Annotated in this window: 18 protein-coding genes; 4 read left to right on the forward strand and 14 right to left on the reverse strand. The window is 61.4% G+C overall.

The window, feature by feature from the left end; all coding sequences use genetic code 11:
• Nucleotides 1-55: 55 nt before the first annotated feature.
• Both ccrA and ACVC7O_RS16710 read right to left on the reverse strand, forming a co-directional pair.
• On the reverse strand, nucleotides 56-1,336 hold the full coding sequence (gene ccrA / locus ACVC7O_RS16705) for a crotonyl-CoA carboxylase/reductase (RefSeq protein WP_458323246.1): 1,281 nt from the start codon (nucleotides 1,334-1,336) through the stop codon (nucleotides 56-58).
• Nucleotides 1,337-1,481: 145 nt separating this feature from the next.
• Nucleotides 1,482-2,849 carry a 1-acyl-sn-glycerol-3-phosphate acyltransferase gene (locus tag ACVC7O_RS16710; RefSeq protein WP_458323247.1) on the reverse strand — a complete coding sequence of 456 codons (1,368 nt, stop codon included), beginning with the start codon at nucleotides 2,847-2,849 and terminating at the stop codon, nucleotides 1,482-1,484.
• A gap of 45 nt (nucleotides 2,850-2,894) precedes the next feature.
• On the opposite strand from ACVC7O_RS16710, the gene ACVC7O_RS16715 reads away from it, so the two are divergent.
• From ACVC7O_RS16715 to deoD, 4 genes are all read left to right on the forward strand, one after another.
• Entirely contained in the window at nucleotides 2,895-3,515 is a 621-nt protein-coding gene (locus tag ACVC7O_RS16715) for a GNAT family N-acetyltransferase (protein ID WP_458323248.1), read from the forward strand.
• Nucleotides 3,516-3,586: 71 nt separating this feature from the next.
• Nucleotides 3,587-5,554, forward strand: coding sequence for a methylmalonyl-CoA mutase family protein (locus tag ACVC7O_RS16720; RefSeq protein ID WP_458323249.1), 1,968 nt, complete (start codon nucleotides 3,587-3,589; stop codon nucleotides 5,552-5,554).
• 100 nt (nucleotides 5,555-5,654) lie between these two features.
• A complete protein-coding gene (locus ACVC7O_RS16725; protein WP_458323250.1) occupies nucleotides 5,655-5,990 on the forward strand; it encodes an H-NS histone family protein in 336 nt (111 codons plus the stop codon).
• Between the two features lie 125 nt (nucleotides 5,991-6,115).
• Nucleotides 6,116-6,820 carry a purine-nucleoside phosphorylase gene (deoD, locus tag ACVC7O_RS16730; RefSeq protein ID WP_458323251.1) on the forward strand — a complete coding sequence of 235 codons (705 nt, stop codon included), beginning with the start codon at nucleotides 6,116-6,118 and terminating at the stop codon, nucleotides 6,818-6,820.
• A gap of 92 nt (nucleotides 6,821-6,912) precedes the next feature.
• Here the strand turns inward: deoD and ACVC7O_RS16735 are convergent, their stop codons facing one another.
• From ACVC7O_RS16735 to ACVC7O_RS16790, 12 genes are all read right to left on the reverse strand, one after another.
• Entirely contained in the window at nucleotides 6,913-7,761 is an 849-nt protein-coding gene (locus ACVC7O_RS16735; protein ID WP_458323252.1) for an urea carboxylase-associated family protein, read from the reverse strand.
• A 27-nt stretch (nucleotides 7,762-7,788) separates the two neighbouring features.
• Nucleotides 7,789-8,001: a hypothetical protein gene (locus ACVC7O_RS16740; protein ID WP_458323253.1), complete on the reverse strand. Its 213-nt coding sequence runs from the start codon at nucleotides 7,999-8,001 to the stop codon at nucleotides 7,789-7,791.
• Nucleotides 8,002-8,009: 8 nt separating this feature from the next.
• Entirely contained in the window at nucleotides 8,010-8,723 is a 714-nt protein-coding gene (locus tag ACVC7O_RS16745; RefSeq protein WP_458323254.1) for a ZIP family metal transporter, read from the reverse strand.
• Nucleotides 8,724-8,726: 3 nt separating this feature from the next.
• Nucleotides 8,727-9,506 carry a succinate dehydrogenase iron-sulfur subunit gene (locus ACVC7O_RS16750; protein WP_458323255.1) on the reverse strand — a complete coding sequence of 260 codons (780 nt, stop codon included), beginning with the start codon at nucleotides 9,504-9,506 and terminating at the stop codon, nucleotides 8,727-8,729.
• Nucleotides 9,507-9,527: 21 nt separating this feature from the next.
• Entirely contained in the window at nucleotides 9,528-9,860 is a 333-nt protein-coding gene (locus ACVC7O_RS16755; RefSeq protein WP_458323256.1) for a hypothetical protein, read from the reverse strand.
• Nucleotides 9,860-11,665 carry a succinate dehydrogenase flavoprotein subunit gene (gene sdhA, locus ACVC7O_RS16760; protein ID WP_458323257.1) on the reverse strand — a complete coding sequence of 602 codons (1,806 nt, stop codon included), beginning with the start codon at nucleotides 11,663-11,665 and terminating at the stop codon, nucleotides 9,860-9,862. The genes ACVC7O_RS16755 and sdhA overlap by 1 nt, the downstream gene beginning before the upstream one ends.
• A gap of 52 nt (nucleotides 11,666-11,717) precedes the next feature.
• Nucleotides 11,718-12,089 (reverse strand): succinate dehydrogenase, hydrophobic membrane anchor protein, encoded by a 372-nt coding sequence (sdhD, locus tag ACVC7O_RS16765; protein ID WP_458323258.1) that lies wholly within the window; start codon nucleotides 12,087-12,089, stop codon nucleotides 11,718-11,720.
• Nucleotides 12,090-12,100: 11 nt separating this feature from the next.
• Nucleotides 12,101-12,484, reverse strand: a complete 384-nt coding sequence (gene sdhC / locus ACVC7O_RS16770) for a succinate dehydrogenase, cytochrome b556 subunit (protein ID WP_458323259.1) — start codon at nucleotides 12,482-12,484, stop codon at nucleotides 12,101-12,103.
• An 82-nt stretch (nucleotides 12,485-12,566) separates the two neighbouring features.
• Complete coding sequence (locus ACVC7O_RS16775; RefSeq protein WP_458323260.1) at nucleotides 12,567-13,307, reverse strand: DUF1194 domain-containing protein; 741 nt, start codon at nucleotides 13,305-13,307, stop codon at nucleotides 12,567-12,569.
• Between the two features lie 53 nt (nucleotides 13,308-13,360).
• Nucleotides 13,361-14,077, reverse strand: coding sequence for a DUF4344 domain-containing metallopeptidase (locus ACVC7O_RS16780; RefSeq protein ID WP_458323261.1), 717 nt, complete (start codon nucleotides 14,075-14,077; stop codon nucleotides 13,361-13,363).
• A gap of 15 nt (nucleotides 14,078-14,092) precedes the next feature.
• Entirely contained in the window at nucleotides 14,093-15,127 is a 1,035-nt protein-coding gene (locus ACVC7O_RS16785; RefSeq protein WP_458323262.1) for a MaoC family dehydratase, read from the reverse strand.
• Entirely contained in the window at nucleotides 15,127-15,330 is a 204-nt protein-coding gene (locus tag ACVC7O_RS16790) for a DUF1737 domain-containing protein (RefSeq protein WP_458323263.1), read from the reverse strand. The genes ACVC7O_RS16785 and ACVC7O_RS16790 overlap by 1 nt, the downstream gene beginning before the upstream one ends.
• Nucleotides 15,331-15,348 lie beyond the last annotated feature (18 nt).

Raw genomic sequence — 15,348 nt, forward strand, 5'->3', positions numbered from 1 at the left:
TAACACATACGTGATTCGCGAGCGTTCGTCTTCGGTAAACCGCACAGATGTTAAGTTAACGGCCCGCTTCGAGTGCATCCTCCAGGGTGCGCAGACCGGTCTTGGGTGCCTGGACCAGAACCGACATGTTCCCGGGTTTGTGCTCGTTGCGCATCATCTTCATGTGCGCCTGCGGCAGGTCCGCCCAGGTGAAAACCTCAGACATGCAGGGATCAAGTCGCCGTTCCAGCATCAGCTTGTTGGCCGCCGACGCCTGCTTGAGGTGCGCAAAGTGGCTGCCCTGCAAACGCTTCTGGTGCATCCACATGTAGCGCACATCGAAGGTCAGGTTGAACCCGGTGGTGCCCGCACATATGACGACCATGCCGCCCTTCTTCACCACGAAGGTGGAGACCGGGAAGGTCGCCTCGCCCGGGTGCTCGAAGACCATGTCCACGTTTACACCCTTACCGGTGATGTCCCAGATCGCCTTGCCGAACTTGCGGGCTTCCTTGAACCACTCGCCATACTCCGGCGTGTTCACCGTCGGCAGTTGACCCCAGCAGTTATAGTCCTTGCGGTTCAGCACGCCCTTGGCGCCCAGGTCCATCACGAACTGCCGCTTGCTCTCATCCGAGATCACGCCGATCGCATTGGCCCCGGCGGTGTTGATCAGCTGGATCGCATAGGAGCCGAGGCCGCCTGACGCGCCCCACACGAGCACGTTCTGGCCGGGCTTGAGGTCATGCGGTTCGTGACCAAACAGCATCCGGTATGCGGTCGCCAGTGTCAGAGTGTAGCAGGCGGCTTCTTCCCAGGTCAGGTGCTTGGGCCGCGGCATCAGCTGTTGGCTCTGCACCCGGGTGAACTGGCTGAAGGACCCGTCCGGCGTCTCGTACCCCCAGATCCGCTGTGTGGGCGAATACATCGGGTCGCCACCGTTGCACTCTTCATCATCGCCATCGTCCTGGTTGCAGTGGATAACCACCTCGTCGCCCACTTTCCAGCGGGTGACCTTGTCACCCACCGCCCAGACGATGCCCGAGGCATCGGAGCCTGCGATATGATAGGGCTGTTTGTGCCCGTCAAATGGGCTGATCGGCACGCCAAGAGCCGCCCAGACACCGTTGTAGTTCACACCCGCCGCCATCACCAAGACCAGCACATCCTGGCTGTCGAGCTCCGGCACATCGACGACCTCCTGCACCATCGCCGTGTCGGGGTCGCCATGGCGCTCGCGGCGGATCGCCCAGGCATACATCTGCTTGGGAACGTAGCCCATGGGAGGCATCTCTCCCATTTCATAGAGGTCTTTCTCTGGCGCCTCGTAGTGCGCGATGGTGATGTCCAGTGCCATGTGAGCCTCCTGCTGAACGAAATACCAATCAACTATGCCGCGATGCAGAATCGCGGCGTCTGAGGCTTGGATATGCAGAGTTGCGCAACATTGCAACATCTAGGGCGTCATTTTTGTAATTTTATGACCTCGCAGATGCAGAAAATTATGCTGCAGATGCGCTGCCCTCAATCCGATGGGCGACCGAATTGGCATAGTAATCGATAACGGGCTGTTGACCCGTCGAGACCTGCCATCCACCCGACACCTCTTCGATGACCCCATGCTTGCGCAACTGGAACAAGGCTTCACGGATCGCATCCGGAAGGTCATCCATGGCGCTGGATGGCATGTTCACCGCCAGAGGCTCGGCGAGACGGCGCACGGCATCGACCAGGGCAGGCTCCGCCACCGGCGCATCTAAGGTCCGCAATGCGTGAGAGACGAGCGGGACAACAAGAACCGGCATCGCAGCAGCAATCCGTTGCATCAGACTATCGGCCAAGTCCTCGACCGGGCGGCTCGCACCGAAGTCCCGCAGGGACAGCGGCTCGCCAAAAGCGACTGCTGCCGTGCCAAAGCGGGTGACCCTGCCCCGCAGACCCTGCCAGAACTTGCTCAGGATGAACTTCACGACGACGGAAATCCGTGCGCCAAACCGCCGATCTCCCCGCGCGCCCGCGGCGATCAATACCCGGTCTTCCAGCACTCGGTCGTAGTTGATCGCAACCGGCACAAACACCACGTCGCGCCTGTCGGGGTCATGCCCTTCGATCACATACGAGAGCAGGCCCAGCCGCGGTGGCATCAGGCGCCCGTTCAGGCTCAACCCGCCTTCGGGAAAAATGCCCTGCGCAACGCCCCCGGCAATCGCCATCTGGACATACCGCGCGAGAACCTTGCGATAGAGCCCCCCGCGCGACTTTCGACGAATGAAGTAGGCCCCCATCATCCGGATCAACCGGCTCAGCGGCCAAACCCGCGCCCACTCGCCCACCGCATAAGAGAGTGCCGAGGTTTGCGCGGCCAGATAGGTTACCAGCACATAGTCCATATTCGAGCGATGGTTCATGATGAAGACCACCGTCGCATCTTTTGGAATCGACTGGATCACCGCGTCGTTGCGCGGCCCTGTCCAGACCGAATAGACGGAGCGCACCAAAAGGCGCGCCATCCGCGTGCCCAAGCCGAAGTACGTAAAGGCACTGAAACTCGGCACAATTTCCCGGGCATAGGCGCGCGCCCGTTCAAAGGCCACATTTTCAGGAACGTTGTTTGACTTGGCGTGGTTTGCGATCTCGCGCCCCACCTCCGGGTCGTAGATCAACCGCTGGATCATGTCATAGCGGCGCGCGAGCTTGAACGGTTCAATGGGTCGCGTCAGCCGATCATTGAGACGGGTAACCGCGCGCTCCAGGCGGCGGCGGAAAAACCAGCGCACAGAGGGGAAGAGGAAGTGCGAGGCAAAGGTCACCGCGGCAAAGAGCACGATCAGCACAAAGAGCCACAGCGGTATTTCAACGACTTGCGTCATGGGCTGACCCTTGCAGGAGCCGGTCGCAAGGACAATATCAAATGCATGGATGTCACCATATCCACCGGCTTTCAGACCGACGAGCGGCCCACGGTCGCCGCGCTCTACTGGGAGGCCTTCGGCAACAAATTGGGGCGCAGTCTCGGGCCGAGACCCCGAGCGCTGCAGTTTCTTGAGGCCGTCCTTGATCCGGAGTTTGCCCTCGTTGCGCGCGATGGGGACGGGCGCGTTCTCGGCATCGCAGGCTTCAAGACCGAAGATGGGGCGCTGGTGGGCGGCGACCTACCGGACCTGCAACGGGTCTATGGCCCGATCGGAGGCCTCTGGCGTGGTCTTGTGCTGTCGACAATCGAACGCGACGTGGCACCTGATATTCTGCTCATGGACGGGATCTGCGTGCAAGCGGACGCCCGTGGACTGGGGATTGGCAGCGCCTTGCTTGACGCGATGAAGGCCGAAGCCACGCGCCTGGGCAAACGCGCGCTGCGCCTTGATGTGATCGACAGCAACCCGCGCGCCAGGGCACTCTATGAACGCGCGGGTTTCATTGCCGCAGGCGTGGACCACACCGGTCCCCTTGAATTCCTGTTCCGCTTCAAATCGGCCACGCAGATGCTCTGGCAGGTGGAGACAAATAGCGGGCATTGCCGCAACGCAGCGAATTGACAGCGCCATAATATTCCGGATATCTACCTCGCAGAGTAATAAAATTGCGCTCAGTGATTCACGAGGTTGCCATGTCCGATGTCAAAAAAGACCGTCCCTGGTTGATCCGCACCTATGCGGGGCACTCCACGGCAAAAGCGTCAAATGCGCTCTACCGCGGCAATCTTGCGAAGGGCCAGACCGGGCTGTCCGTCGCTTTCGATCTGCCCACGCAGACAGGCTATGACAGCGATCATGTACTTGCACGCGGCGAGGTTGGGAAGGTCGGCGTGCCGGTCAGTCACCTCGGCGATATGCGCACGCTTTTTGACCAGATCCCGCTGGAGCAGATGAACACCTCGATGACGATCAACGCCACTGCGCCGTGGTTGTTGGCCCTCTACATCGCGGTGGCCGAGGAACAGGGCGCAGATGTCTCCAAGCTGCAAGGCACGGTGCAGAACGACCTGATCAAGGAGTACCTGAGCCGCGGCACCTATATCTGCCCGCCCGCGCCAAGCCTCAAGATGATCGCGGATGTGGCCGAGTATTGCTACACCAACGTGCCCAAATGGAACCCGATGAACGTCTGTTCCTACCATCTGCAAGAGGCGGGCGCGACGCCAGAGCAGGAGTTGGCCTTTGCGCTGGCGACGGCAACCGCGGTGCTTGATGCGCTGAGACCGCGTGTGCCAGCCGACGATTTCCCCGCACTTGTGGGGCGCATCTCCTTCTTTGTGAACGCGGGCATCCGCTTTGTGACAGAGATGTGCAAGATGCGCGCTTTCGTCGATCTTTGGGACGAAATCTGCCGCGAGCGCTATGGTGTGGAGGACCCGAAGTTCCGACGGTTCCGTTACGGCGTGCAAGTGAACTCCCTGGGCCTGACCGAACAGCAGCCTGAGAACAACGTTTACCGTATCCTGATCGAAATGCTGGCGGTGACGCTGTCGAAGAAGGCCCGCGCGCGTGCGGTGCAACTGCCCGCCTGGAACGAGGCGCTTGGCCTGCCCCGCCCATGGGACCAGCAATGGTCCATGCGGATGCAGCAGATCATGGCCTATGAAACCGACCTGCTGGAGTTCGACGACCTCTTCGACGGTAACCCGGCAGTAGATGCCAAGGTCGAGGCGCTGAAAGAGGGCGCGCGGCATGAATTGGCGAGCCTCGACGGGATGGGTGGCGCGATTGAGGCCATCGACTATATGAAAGCACGACTGGTCGACAGCAACGCCGAACGTCTCGGGCGGATCGAAGCAGGCGAGACCATCGTGGTTGGCGTGAACAAATGGCAACAGGGCGAGCCCTCGCCGTTGATGACTGGCGATGGGGGCATCATGGTGGTGGACCCCGCGGTCGAGGCAGAGCAGATCGCCCGGCTCGACGCTTGGCGCGCGGAGCGCGATGAGGCCGCGGTGCGGAAGGCTCTGGCCGATCTGCGGGCGGCAGCCGCCGAAGGCCGCAACGTGATGGAGCCGTCGATTGCCGCCGCGAAGGCCGGCGTCACCACCGGCGAATGGGCCGCTCAAATGCGCACCGTGCATGGCGAGTACCGTGGCCCGACGGGCGTATCTGGTGCGCGATCGAACAAGACCGAAGGGCTTGATGACCTGCGCGACGCGGTCGATGCAGTCAGCGACAAGCTCGGGCGCCGCTTGAAATTCCTCGTCGGCAAACCTGGACTCGACGGCCACTCCAATGGCGCCGAGCAGATCGCCGTGCGCGCGCGGGATTGCGGCATGGATATCGCCTACGAGGGCATTCGCCTGACCCCGGCAGAAATTGTTGCAGCTGCGCAAGATGACGCTGCGCATGTGGTTGGGCTGTCTATTCTGTCAGGCAGTCATATTCCATTGGTCGAAGATCTCATGGCCCAAATGCGCGACGCCGGGATTGGTCATATTCCGGTCATCGTCGGCGGCATTATTCCAGATGATGATGCGGAGCGATTGCGCGCTATGGGCGTCGCACAGGTCTATACGCCAAAAGACTTCGAATTGAATACGATCATGATGGATATCGTTAACCTGGCGGATCCGCAGGCCGTCGCGGCGGAATAGACCAAAACTCGCTGAAAAAGAGTAGACACAAAATGCTGCCTTTGCTTTCGGCGGCAATTCCTCTATGGAGATCGGCGTTCAATTTCAATGAGAAAGCAGAATGCCGCAAGACCTGAAATCAATGACGAAAAAGCAGCTGGAGAAGCTGCAAAAGGATGTGGAGAAAGCGCTTCATGCGCTGCGCACAAAAGAAATGCGCGAGGCACGCCGAGCTGCAGAGCAAGCCGCCCAGAAATTCGGATATTCTCTTTCTGAATTGGCCGGGTCGAAACCGGGAAGAAAGCCTGCAAAAAGAAAATCCACGCAGCCAGCCAGCGTTGCCAAATACGCGAATCCCGCAAATCGCGAACAGACGTGGACAGGCAAGGGCCGCCAGCCGAAATGGTTCAAGGAGGCGGTGGAGGCGGGCAAAGAGCCCAAATCCATGGAACTCTGAAGCGTAAGACTGAAATGATGCTTGAGACGTAGAAAATCCGGCGATCACAGAGCGCCGGGTTTATCCTGCTGTGTCGAGCTCCCCGGTGTAAATTAACCAACGACCGCTGACTGAAGGACCATGCCATGACCACGCATATCGGAGCAAAACCAGGAGAGATTGCGGAGACGGTGCTGATGCCCGGCGATCCCTATCGCGCGAAATGGGCGGCGGAAACGTTTCTCGACGATGCAGTCTGTGTCAACGAAGTGCGCGGTATGCTTGGCTTCACGGGCACATGGAAAGGCAACCAGGTCAGCATCCAGGGCTCGGGCATGGGCATGCCATCGCTTTCGATTTACGCGAACGAGTTGATCCGGGATTACGGCGCCAAAACCCTGATTCGAATTGGCTCTTGCGGCGCGATGCAAGAAACCGTCGCAATTCGGGATGTCATTCTCGCGATGACGGCAAGTACGATTTCAACACCGTCGACCCATATATTTCAGACACTGAATTTCGCGCCTTGCGCGCATTTCGATCTGCTCAGCGCGTCGGCTGAGGCCGCGTCGAAACGCGAGGTGACCACGCATGTCGGCGGAATATATTCGTCTGATGTCTTCTATTCTGAGCACCCGCATCTCGATAATGAGATGACCCGCCACGGTGTGCTTGCGGTCGAAATGGAAGCTGCGGAACTCTATACAGTTGCGGCGCGATATGGGTGCCGAGCGCTTGCTGTATTGACGGTGTCCGATCACCTGCAAACCGGCGAGGCGCTGCCCGCAGAGGACCGGGAACGTACTTTTGGCGATATGGTCGAAATCGCGCTTGAAGCCGCTTTTTCCTAAAGGCGCAGCGCTTCACATCACCGTTGCGCAGCAAGTCGGCCTGCGGTCTGAGAGTATTTTAGAAGGGTGAAGGCGGTGGCTACACCGTGGCCTCAACATCCGTGGCTGCGATCATAGGCATTGGACAATGGCGAGGCCCAACCGTCCAAGCGGCCCTTGGCTGGCGCAAAGACTTCGACAAGTAAGGGTGCGCATCGGGCCGCATCACTTGAATGCTCTGATCCACAGTCGCCGCCCGGACAGGCGGAGAGGTTGCCCAACACATCAATCTCAGCGAAGAATTCGAGATAATCGCCCGGGCGCACGGGGCTCGCTTTCATGAAGTATTGCCCGGTGTCACGGGTGAAACCTGTGCACATGAAGACATTCAGCACGTCATGCACCAGCCCTTCTGCCTCCGTGACCCGAAGGTCTCTGTAGGCTGCGAGTGATCGTGTCAGGTTCGAATGGCAGCAATTGTGATACTGACCGCCGTCCGACAGAAGCGTATGCGTATAGGGGTCGCAGCGGGTGCCGATCACGTCGTGCACCGAGCCTCCGAATGCGTCGATACCGTACCAGCCCAGCGTGTCGTGTGTGATCGTCGCCATCGGGCGAAGATGTGGAAAGGACGACCACATGCGCTCGCCCGTCGTCAGATGCGTACCGTGCAGCGCGCGGGATTTCCCCGAATAGAACCGTTCGCTCAGGTCGGCCGCGTTGTGCAGATTCAGGTCGCCGACTTGCGGAGCGTCCACACTGGTGATCCGGAAGAAGTGACCCGCAGGCACCTCGAAACAGCGCGCATCCCGGGGCGGAACGGTGACCTCGTCCACCTTTGTCAAGCTGTCGCGGGCTGCTGTCAGCATCGACATGTCCGGCGCGGGTAGGGTGTCGGTCGGGTAGCAGATCACCGGAGCGATCGCGCGGCGCGCATCGGCGTCAGCGGGGGCGTTGGACATGGTGGTTCCTCTCGGCAATTCGGGACGTCAGGTTTTGGGCAGCTTCGCCTTGCAGGTGTCAGGCGGCCCCTTGGTCGCGGTGAAGGCCTCGGCGCCACAGGCGGCACATTTGTACTTCCGCAGGCTGCCGCGGTCGCCGGTGCGGTCTTCGCGCCAGCGGCAACGTCGGGTATTGCGATTGCGGCGCGCAAAAAGTGCGACGACGATGAAGGCAATGATCAGGCCGATGACGATGTGCATGGTGTCCCTCAGATAAGCAGATGCCCGGCCAGCCCGACGCCAAAACCCAGGATCGCGCCGAGCGGCGGGAGCATTGAGTTTTCCAGCGGAACTTGCGGCGCGATGTCTTGAAACATCAGATAGATGATACCACCAGAGGCCAACAGCATCACCGCCCCGATGACCGGATCATAGGCGACGGGCAGCGCCAGCCCGACAGCCGCCGCAAGCGGCCCCAACGGCACCATCAGGTAGAAAAGCCAAAGCGGCGCGGTCTGCTCGGCGCCCTCACTCATTTCACGCATAGCGTTGAAACTCTCGGGCAGATTCTGCAACGCGATGAGCGCCGCGACAAGCAGGGCGGAGGGCAAGTCGCCGGTGACCAGCGCCCCGAGCGCCATGGCCTCGGGCAGATAGTCCATCATCATGGCCAGGAATTGCGCGATCTTCCCGCCCAGCGCTGCGATGATGCGGTCGATCACGGCAAAACCGACACCGCCTGCGAAGAACCACAGGATGGCCGGGCCGGGCCTGAGGCGCTCGCTCCCCTCTGGCAGCAACACCAGTGCCACTGCCGCCAGAAGAGCCCCTGCCCCGAAGGCGATGACCATGTGCCGCAGCTCGCTACCAAGCCAGTCGGGCAGGATATTGACCCGCCATCGGGCAAGCGAAGCCCCGAGAGGGATCGACAGGCCGGCCAGCGTTGCAAGGCCAAGGGCCGCCCAATGCGGGGCGACATCCATGGCTCAGGCTCGGCGTTCCACCATCATCTTTTTGATATTGGCGATGGCCTCCGCCGGGTTCAGCCCCTTCGGGCAGGTCTTGGCGCAGTTCATAATCGTGTGACAGCGGTAGAGCTTGAAGGGGTCTTCCAGATCGTCGAGCCGTTCGCCCGTGGCCTCATCGCGGCTGTCGATGATCCAGCGATAGGCGTGCAGCAGAGCTGCCGGCCCGAGGTAGCGGTCGCCGTTCCACCAATAGCTGGGGCAGGAGGTGGAGCAGGACGCACACATCACGCATTCATACAAGCCATCAAGCTTCTTGCGGTCTTCGATGGACTGCTTCCACTCTTTCGCGGGACGGTTTGTCTTCGTTTCCAGCCAAGGCATGATCGATGCATGTTGCGCGTAGAAATGTGTCAGGTCGGGGATCAGGTCCTTGACCACGGGCATATGCGGCAGCGGGTAGATGCGCACATCGCCTTTCACCTCGTCCATGCCATAGATACAGGCGAGCGTGTTGATCCCGTCGATGTTCATCGCGCAAGATCCGCAGATGCCCTCACGGCAGGAGCGGCGAAAGGTCAGCGTCGGATCGATCTCGTTCTTGATCTTGATCAGCGCGTCGAGGATCATCGGGCCGCAAGAATCCAGATCCACAAAATAGGTATCGACCCGAGGGTTTTCACCATCGTCCGGGTTCCAGCGGTAGATGGTAAACTTCTTGAGGTTGTTCGCACCCTCGGGCTTAGGCCAGGTCTTGCCCTTGGTCATGCGGGAGTTCTTGGGCAGGGTCAGTTGAACCATGTCTCTGGTCTCCTGTTCTGTCTAGAGCGTGCCGAGCGCCGTCGGAGCGGCGGCCCGCAGGCATTGTTGGGTCTCGGGGCGCGACAGCACAGTGCGGATGGTCCCCGCCGTGTTCTCATCGACACCGGTCAGCGCATCAGCCGCAAGCGACTGCACTTCACTTGCGTCGGCGTTATCTACCACGCAGTTTGTAAATGGCGTAAACAGCTGTTTTGGCACCTGCGGGAAATAGATTGCCAGCGCCTCCGGCAGCACGGTCTTCGCGGTATCGCGGCCCGCGCGGTCAGTCGCCTGTTGCACTTCGACACAAGCGCTCAGCGTCAGGGCCAGGCCCAGGATCAGAGGCAACCGCATCAGAAGGTCCGCTTCTTGGGTGCGATTTTCTTGGGATCAATCCCGCCGTCATTGTGGCTGGTCAGCGGCTGTTCGTGCACGCCACGATAGCCCAAGCTGGCCTTGTTGCCTTTGAACCAGATCAGTGAGTGCTTGCGCCAGTTTTTGTCGTCGCGATCAGGGAAGTCCTCATGCGCGTGGGCGCCGCGGCTTTCCTTGCGCGCTTCGGCACCAGTGATGGTGGCGACGGCGTTGGGGATCAGGTTTGCCAGTTCCAGCGTCTCCATCAGATCGGAGTTCCAGATCATGCTGCGGTCGGTCACGCCGACGTCGTCCCATTTGCCTGCGACCTCATCCATCGCTTTCTTGCCTTCAGCGAGGGTGTCATTGGCGCGGAAGACGGCGGCGTCTTTCTGCATGCACTGCTGCATCTCCAGCCGCAGTTCGGCGGTGGGCGTGTGGCCCTTGGCATAGCGGGTGTTGTCGAACCGGTCGAGTGCCGCCTCGATGGAGGCCTTGTTGGGCGTGGGCACGGCGCTGTCGGGGTCGACCACCTTGCCAGCGCGGATGGCGGCGGCGCGGCCAAAGACCACCAGGTCGATGAGCGAGTTCGAGCCCAGACGGTTCGCGCCGTGGACGCTTGCGCAGCCGGCCTCACCCACGGCCATCAGGCCGGGGGACACGCGGTCGGGGTCGTCCTTGGTGGGTGCGAGCACCTCGCCCCAGTAGTTCGTGGGGATGCCGCCCATGTTGTAGTGCACCGTGGGCAGCACCGGGATCGGCTCTTTGTTGAGGTTCACACCTGCGAAGATCCGCGCGCTTTCCGAAATGCCCGGCAGGCGCAGTTTCAGCGTCTCGGGCGGCAGGTGGTTGAGGTTCAGGTGAATGTGGTCGCCGTTCTTGCCAACGCCCCGACCCTCGCGGATCTCCATGGTCATGCAACGCGATACATAGTCACGCGGCGCGAGGTCCTTGTACTGGGGCGCATAGCGTTCCATGAAACGCTCGCCCTCGGAGTTGGTCAGGTACCCGCCCTCGCCGCGTGCGCCCTCGGTGATGAGACACCCCGCGCCATAGATGCCAGTGGGGTGAAATTGCACGAATTCCATATCCTGCAGCGGCAGCCCGGCCCGCGCCGTCATGCCACCACCGTCGCCGGTGCAGGTGTGGGCAGAGGTGGCCGAAAAATACGCGCGACCATAACCGCCCGTGGCGAGCACAACCATCTTGGAGGCGAAGAGGTGCAGCGTGCCGTCGTCGAGCTTCCAGCAGAGCACGCCCTGGCAGACGCCATCCTCGGACATGATCAGGTCGATCGCGAAATATTCGATGTAGAATTCTGCGTTGTTCTTGAGCGACTGGCCGTAGAGCGTGTGCAGGATCGCGTGGCCGGTGCGGTCGGCGGCAGCACAGGTGCGTTGCACCGCGGGGCCTTCGCCGAATTCGGTGGTGTGGCCGCCGAAGGGGCGCTGGTAGATCTTGCCCTCTTCGGTCCGGCTGAACGGCACGCCGTAGTGTTCCAGCTCATAGACCGCCTTGGGGGCCTCGCGCGCGAGGTATTCCATCGCATCCGTATCACCCAGCCAATCCGAGCCCTTCACCGTGTCATACATATGCCACTGCCAATGGTCAGGCCCCATGTTCGACAGCGAGGCGGCGATGCCACCCTGCGCCGCAACCGTATGCGAGCGGGTGGGGAAAACCTTGGTCACGCAGGCCGTGCGCAGCCCCTGCTCGGCCATGCCGAGGGTCGCGCGCAAGCCAGCGCCACCCGCGCCCACGACCACCACGTCATATTCATGTGTTTCGTATTCATATTCAGCCATGGATCAGTCTCCTGGGTCTCGTGCAGCGCGCGCGGCCACACGGTCATTGGGGTCAGAGCGCGAGGCGCACAACGGCGTAGAGGCCCACGGCCATTGCCGCGTAGCTCAGGCAGGTCATCAGCACGATGGCGATCTTTTGCGCCAGCCCATGCACATAGTCTTCGAGCAGCGCCTGCACACCACCTGCAAAATGCTTGAAGGTGACGATGATCGTCAGCCCCGCAACCACCGCCGGGAACGGGCGGTTGAAATAGGCGGTGACCTCTTCGTAGGAGGCGCCCAGCATCGGGCCGAATGTAAAGACAAAGAGCGGGATCAGGATCAGCAGGGCGCCAGAGCTTACGGTCATCGACCAGTGATGCTCGGTCCCCGATTTGGCCGAGCCCATGCCCACGGCGCGTTTGCGGTCTGTCAAATAGCTCATGGCGGGCCTCCTCAGATGATCACGATGGTCAGCAGCGTTAGCAGCACCGAGCCGCCGATTACCGCATAGCCGAGCTTGTAGGCCGTCTCCAGGTCAAGGCCCACGCCCTGGTCCCAGATCAGATGCCGCACACCCGCCAGCGTGTGGTACCACAGGCCCCAGAGCGACAGCGTCATCACCAGATCACCGAACCAGCTGGTCAACACACCATTGGCGATGGCGAAATATTCGGGCGAGCTTGCAGCGGCGAGAAACCACCAGACCACCAACAGCGCCGAGATCAGCAGCGCGTTGCCCGTGATGCGCGTCAGGATCGACGTGATCGAGGTCAACTGTGGGCGATAAATCGTCAGATGCGGCGACAAGGGGCGATTGCCCCGATTGACATCGGCCATGGCAGATTCCTTTTGGTTCCCTGCCGCTTTTATTACCTCTTATTACGGGTTTGTCACGCATGCGCAGGGCCTCGAGGCGCGGTTATTTGGCGCGGTTTGTCGGAAATTCGTTAATCTTTTGGTATTTGTGATCACACGCGAAAGCGCCGTGATCACAAATTTGCAACTGACTCAGAGGCCGGGTGATCTCACGCTGCAGCTTGCGCCGGATCTGCGCGGGATAATCCTCGAACCCATTGGCGGTCATGACAAAAGCGCCCTCGCCCCGGATCAGGTTCTCGTAGAACCAGCCGGTGAGATCCTCCTCATCCGTCTCGATTGCCAGGCCGTTGACGGTCACGTCCATCGCGGCCAGAGCCGGGTGGCGATCACGCGGATGGATGCCTTCGTTGGAAATGCCATCCCCCGACACATCGATGATCTTGCGGGTGCACTGGGGTGCGGCGCGCAGCGCGTCTTCGGCAGCCACGAGGGCCTCGCCGATGGCCGTCGAGTAGTTGCGCCAGACGCGCCGGTTCTGTGCCACCGCATCGGCGAGGGCTGCGACATCATCGGGCGTGCGGATCGCCGTCCAGGGGACGGTCTGGCGCTGGCGCGACGCGCCGGTCCACTGGATCAGGGTCACCGCCGCCTCCTGCTCGATCAGCGCATCCACGATCACCCCGTCCCGCAGCGCCGCCGCGAGCCCCTGCATCTGGATGTCGTACTCCCGCGCATCAACCGAGCCCGAGACATCCACCGCCAGCACCAGCGCAAGCTGGCAGGCCAGCGCATTCCGGCCTCCGACAAGGCCGCAAATCAGGGAAAGAATGAGCCGTCTCATGGGGTCAGACTACGCAATCGGGCCCATTTTGATACGGGAATCTGAGCGGGGTGTCAGAAATCCGCAAGGCTGCGCAGATAGGGGTCCAGCTCGCTGCAAATGATGATCTCGCGTGTGCCGAGATCGTAGAAGCCATTGGCCTCACCGCACGCCTCAACCCGAAAGGTCAACGCCACCGGGAGGATGAAATCCTCGTTCAAGGCCGCGACCTCGTCCGCCATCAGCACGCCGATCACATCGTCGCCTGCCCCGTCGAGCGTCATGGAGTTGCCCGGCTGGTCAGCGGTGATCTCATCAAGCACCGGGCCCCAGCTGTCATAGGCGAGCTGGAACTCCTCGGGGCAGGTCTCGGCCCGCTCCTCGGGCAGTTCCAACTCGATCGCCAGAGCCTCGCGCGCCTCCGGGTTGGCGCCGTAAAAGAGGCAAATCATGGTGTAATAGCGCTGCAAGTCGGGGCCATGCACCCCCCAATACACGGGCGCATTCTCCTCCGCCTCTCCCAGAAACCCAAAGGCCGCGTCATAGATGATGCCTGCCGCGGCCTCTTCTTCATAGAGGTCGTGGATCAGCAGCACGCTGAGTACATCGGCGGCATCTTCCTCCTGCCCAAAGACGGGCAATTGCAAGATATCAATCAGCGCATGGCCCATCTCGTGATAGAGGATGGCGAGCACATTGGCTTCAACGAAAGCGTCCTCTCGGGTCTGCGCCTGCAGGCTCGTGGCCGCGGTGGCAAAAGCGAGAATGAAGCTCAGCAGAGTGTTCCGCATGGATGGACCTTTCGCTCAGACGGGCACAAGCGCCCAGTAGTCGAGGTCGAGCAGGACCTCGGGCAGATACTTGCCATCTTCGCCCTTGAGCCGGAAGGGGTCACCCCCCTTCGTCGCCACCAGCTGCAACCGCAACGCACCGACGCCGGGCGCGGCCGTCTCGGCTTTGTCGATCACTTCGGACCAGGCGCGGATCGTGTCACCCGCGAGGCAGGGGTTGGCGTGGGCACCTCCGTTCAGCCCCACGACCATCTGCGCATTGGCCAGCCCGTTGAAGCTGAGCGCGCGCGCCATGGAGATCACATGCCCACCGTAGATCAGGCGGGAGCCATCGGGCCGCGCGGAGGTGTCGAAATGCACCTTGGCCGTGTTCTGCCAGAGCCGCGTCGCCATCATGTGTTCGGCTTCCTCGACAGTCACGCCGTCCACATGGTCGATCTGCTCGCCAACCTCGTAATCACCCCACCGATGCGGCTCCCCCGCCAAGGTGAAACCGTAGTTGCTGAAGTCGAGGCCCCTGGGGATCACCAGATCCTCTGCAGCGACGGCCTTGGGCAGGTCCGGCACCACCGTCTCGGGCGCGGGCGCATCTAGATCGCGCTTGCGCACCATGACCCAGCGCACGTATTCGAGCACCGTCTCGTCATGCTGGTTGAGCCCGGTCGTGCGCACCCAGACGACCCCGGTCTTGCCGTTGGAATTCTGTTTCAGCCCGATCACCTCGGAGACCGAGCGCAGCGTATCCCCCGGCCAGACCGGTGTGATCCAACGGCCCTGTGCATAGCCGAGGTTGGCGACGGCATTCAGCGAGACATCCGGTACTGTCTTGCCGAAGACCACGTGGAAGGCAACCATATCGTCGAGCGGGCTGAACGGCAGGCCGCAGCTCTGCGCGAACTGATCCGAAGAATAGAGCGCGTGACGTGCGGGGTAGAGCATATGATAGAGCGCCCGCTCGCCCATCTTGACCGTACGCGGCACCGCATGGCGGATCACCTGGCCGAGGTTATAATCCTCGAAGAAGCGGCCCGCATTGGTCTTCACGGCCATCACTGTTCTCCTAGTTTGGTGTCAGGCGTGTAAGTGCCCTCCACCTCTTTTGTCACCGCCTGCCCGCAGCGCATCACGCCTGCCGTATGATCCCAGGTCTGCGTCGGGCTGCCGTAGAGCGCCCAGCCCTGGTTGAGCGCCTCCGTCACCTTGTGGCAGAAGGCCGAGGTGTCCTCTTCGGACAGGAAGCGGTAGAGTTTCATTCAGGTCTCCAGGAAGGG

It is taken from the genome of Roseobacter cerffii (assembly GCF_054226325.1).

What these genes read in the sequence shown, in the direction of transcription:
- ccrA (WP_458323246.1), bottom strand. Translation starts at nt 1,336, where the DNA reads ATGGCACTGGACATCACCATCGCGCACTACGAGGCGCCAGAGAAAGAC.
- ACVC7O_RS16710 (WP_458323247.1), bottom strand. Translation starts at nt 2,849, where the DNA reads ATGACGCAAGTCGTTGAAATACCGCTGTGGCTCTTTGTGCTGATCGTG.
- ACVC7O_RS16715 (WP_458323248.1), top strand. Translation starts at nt 2,895, where the DNA reads ATGGATGTCACCATATCCACCGGCTTTCAGACCGACGAGCGGCCCACG.
- ACVC7O_RS16720 (WP_458323249.1), top strand. Translation starts at nt 3,587, where the DNA reads ATGTCCGATGTCAAAAAAGACCGTCCCTGGTTGATCCGCACCTATGCG.
- ACVC7O_RS16725 (WP_458323250.1), top strand. Translation starts at nt 5,655, where the DNA reads ATGCCGCAAGACCTGAAATCAATGACGAAAAAGCAGCTGGAGAAGCTG.
- deoD (WP_458323251.1), top strand. Translation starts at nt 6,116, where the DNA reads ATGACCACGCATATCGGAGCAAAACCAGGAGAGATTGCGGAGACGGTG.
- ACVC7O_RS16735 (WP_458323252.1), bottom strand. Translation starts at nt 7,761, where the DNA reads ATGTCCAACGCCCCCGCTGACGCCGATGCGCGCCGCGCGATCGCTCCG.
- ACVC7O_RS16740 (WP_458323253.1), bottom strand. Translation starts at nt 8,001, where the DNA reads ATGCACATCGTCATCGGCCTGATCATTGCCTTCATCGTCGTCGCACTT.
- ACVC7O_RS16745 (WP_458323254.1), bottom strand. Translation starts at nt 8,723, where the DNA reads ATGGATGTCGCCCCGCATTGGGCGGCCCTTGGCCTTGCAACGCTGGCC.
- ACVC7O_RS16750 (WP_458323255.1), bottom strand. Translation starts at nt 9,506, where the DNA reads ATGGTTCAACTGACCCTGCCCAAGAACTCCCGCATGACCAAGGGCAAG.
- ACVC7O_RS16755 (WP_458323256.1), bottom strand. Translation starts at nt 9,860, where the DNA reads ATGCGGTTGCCTCTGATCCTGGGCCTGGCCCTGACGCTGAGCGCTTGT.
- sdhA (WP_458323257.1), bottom strand. Translation starts at nt 11,665, where the DNA reads ATGGCTGAATATGAATACGAAACACATGAATATGACGTGGTGGTCGTG.
- sdhD (WP_458323258.1), bottom strand. Translation starts at nt 12,089, where the DNA reads ATGAGCTATTTGACAGACCGCAAACGCGCCGTGGGCATGGGCTCGGCC.
- sdhC (WP_458323259.1), bottom strand. Translation starts at nt 12,484, where the DNA reads ATGGCCGATGTCAATCGGGGCAATCGCCCCTTGTCGCCGCATCTGACG.
- ACVC7O_RS16775 (WP_458323260.1), bottom strand. Translation starts at nt 13,307, where the DNA reads ATGAGACGGCTCATTCTTTCCCTGATTTGCGGCCTTGTCGGAGGCCGG.
- ACVC7O_RS16780 (WP_458323261.1), bottom strand. Translation starts at nt 14,077, where the DNA reads ATGCGGAACACTCTGCTGAGCTTCATTCTCGCTTTTGCCACCGCGGCC.
- ACVC7O_RS16785 (WP_458323262.1), bottom strand. Translation starts at nt 15,127, where the DNA reads ATGGCCGTGAAGACCAATGCGGGCCGCTTCTTCGAGGATTATAACCTC.
- ACVC7O_RS16790 (WP_458323263.1), bottom strand. Translation starts at nt 15,330, where the DNA reads ATGAAACTCTACCGCTTCCTGTCCGAAGAGGACACCTCGGCCTTCTGC.